Below are 2,016 nucleotides of genomic sequence, written 5' to 3'. Positions count from 1 at the left end.
CCTTGGAGATGTCCCGGGTGCCGAGGTTGGTCGTCATGATGATGACGGTGTTCTTGAAGTCCACCACCCGGCCCTGGGCGTCGGTCAGGCGACCGTCCTCCAGGATCTGCAGCAGCGAGTTGAAGATGTCGGGGTGGGCCTTCTCGATCTCGTCGAACAGGACCACGGAGAACGGCTTGCGCCGCACCTTCTCGGTCAGCTGGCCGCCCTCTTCGTACCCGACGTAACCGGGCGGGGAGCCGAACAGCCGCGAGACGGTGTGCTTCTCCATGAACTCGGACATGTCGAGCATGATCAGCGCGTCTTCGTCCCCGAACAGGAACTCCGCCAGCGCCTTGGACAGCTCGGTCTTACCGACACCCGACGGACCGGCGAAGATGAACGACCCACCCGGACGGCGCGGGTCCTTCAACCCGGCCCTGGTCCGCCGGATCGCCCGCGACAACCCCTTGATCGCGTCGTCCTGACCGATGATCCGCTTGTGCAGCTCGTCTTCCATCCGGAGCAGCCGCTGCGACTCCTCCTCGGTCAGCTTGAACACCGGGATGCCGGTGGCGATGGCCAGGACCTCGGCGATGAGCTCCTCGGTCACCTCGGCCACGACGTCCATGTCGCCGGCCTTCCACTCCTTCTCCCGCCGCTCCCGCTTGAGCTGCAGCTGCTTTTCCTGATCCCGCAGCGCCGCGGCCTTCTCGAAGTCCTGCGCGTCGATCGCGGACTCCTTCTCCCGGCGCACGTCCGCGATCTTCTCGTCGTACTCGCGCAGGTCCGGCGGCGCCGTCATCCGGCGAATGCGCAGACGGGAACCGGCCTCGTCGATCAGGTCGATCGCCTTGTCCGGCAGGAACCGGTCGCTGATGTACCGGTCGGCCAAGGTGGCGGCCGCCACCAGCGCGCCGTCGGTGATGGACACCCGGTGGTGCGCCTCGTAACGGTCCCGCAGACCCTTCAGGATCTCGATCGTGTGCGACAGCGACGGCTCGGCCACCTGGATCGGCTGGAACCGCCGCTCGAGCGCGGCGTCCTTCTCCAGGTGCTTGCGGTACTCGTCCAGGGTCGTCGCGCCGATCGTCTGCAGCTCACCGCGGGCCAGCATCGGCTTGAGGATGCTCGCGGCGTCGATGGCGCCCTCGGCGGCGCCCGCGCCGACCAGCGTGTGCAGCTCGTCGATGAACAGGATGATGTCGCCGCGGGTGCGGATCTCCTTGAGCACCTTCTTCAGGCGCTCCTCGAAGTCACCGCGATAGCGGGAACCGGCCACCAGCGCACCCAGGTCCAGGGTGTAGAGCTGCTTGTCCTTCAGCGTCTCGGGCACCTCACCCTTGACGATCTTCTGCGACAGGCCCTCCACCACGGCGGTCTTGCCCACACCGGGCTCACCCACCAAAACCGGGTTGTTCTTGGTCCTCCTGGAAAGGACCTGCATGACCCGCTCGATCTCCTTGTCCCGGCCGATCACCGGGTCGAGCTTGCCCTCCCGCGCGGCCTGCGTCAGGTTGCGCCCGAACTGGTCCAGCACAAGCGAGGTCGACGGCGCCGACTCCTGCGGCCCACCCGCCGCCGCCGGCTCCTTGCCCTGATAACCGTGCAGCAACTGGATGACCTGCTGACGCACCCTGTTCAGATCGGCGCCCAGCTTCACCAGCACCTGCGCCGCGACACCCTCACCCTCCCGGATCAACCCCAGAAGAATGTGCTCGGTGCCGATGTAGTTGTGCCCGAGCTGCAACGCCTCGCGCAGCGACAGCTCAAGAACCTTCTTGGCCCGCGGCGTGAAGGGGATGTGTCCCGACGGCGCCGACTGCCCCTGGCCGATGATCTCCTCGACCTGCTGGCGCACCCCCTCGAGACTGATCCCAAGGCTCTCCAGAGCCTTGGCCGCCACACCCTCACCCTCATGGATCAAGCCAAGAAGAATGTGCTCAGTACCGATGTAGTTGTGGTTGAGCATCCGAGCCTCTTCCTGGGCCAGGACGACAACCCGCCGCGCACGGTCGGTGAACCTCTCGAACATCT

1 protein-coding gene is annotated in these 2,016 nt (G+C 66.3%); it reads right to left on the bottom strand.

Annotated elements, in window-relative coordinates; all coding sequences use genetic code 11:
* Positions 1-2,014, bottom strand: a 2,014-nt coding sequence (locus FLW16_RS42745) for an ATP-dependent Clp protease ATP-binding subunit (RefSeq protein WP_142566696.1), incomplete at its 3' end; no start/stop codon positions are given.
* Between the last annotated feature and the right edge of the window lie 2 nt (positions 2,015-2,016).

Origin of the sequence: Microbispora sp. KK1-11 (assembly GCF_006874435.1) — a bacterium.
GTDB classification, from domain to species: domain Bacteria; phylum Actinomycetota; class Actinomycetes; order Streptosporangiales; family Streptosporangiaceae; genus Microbispora; species Microbispora catharanthi.
Note: the sequence above shows the minus strand (reverse complement) of the source record. Positions and strands in the feature narration are given on the sequence as shown.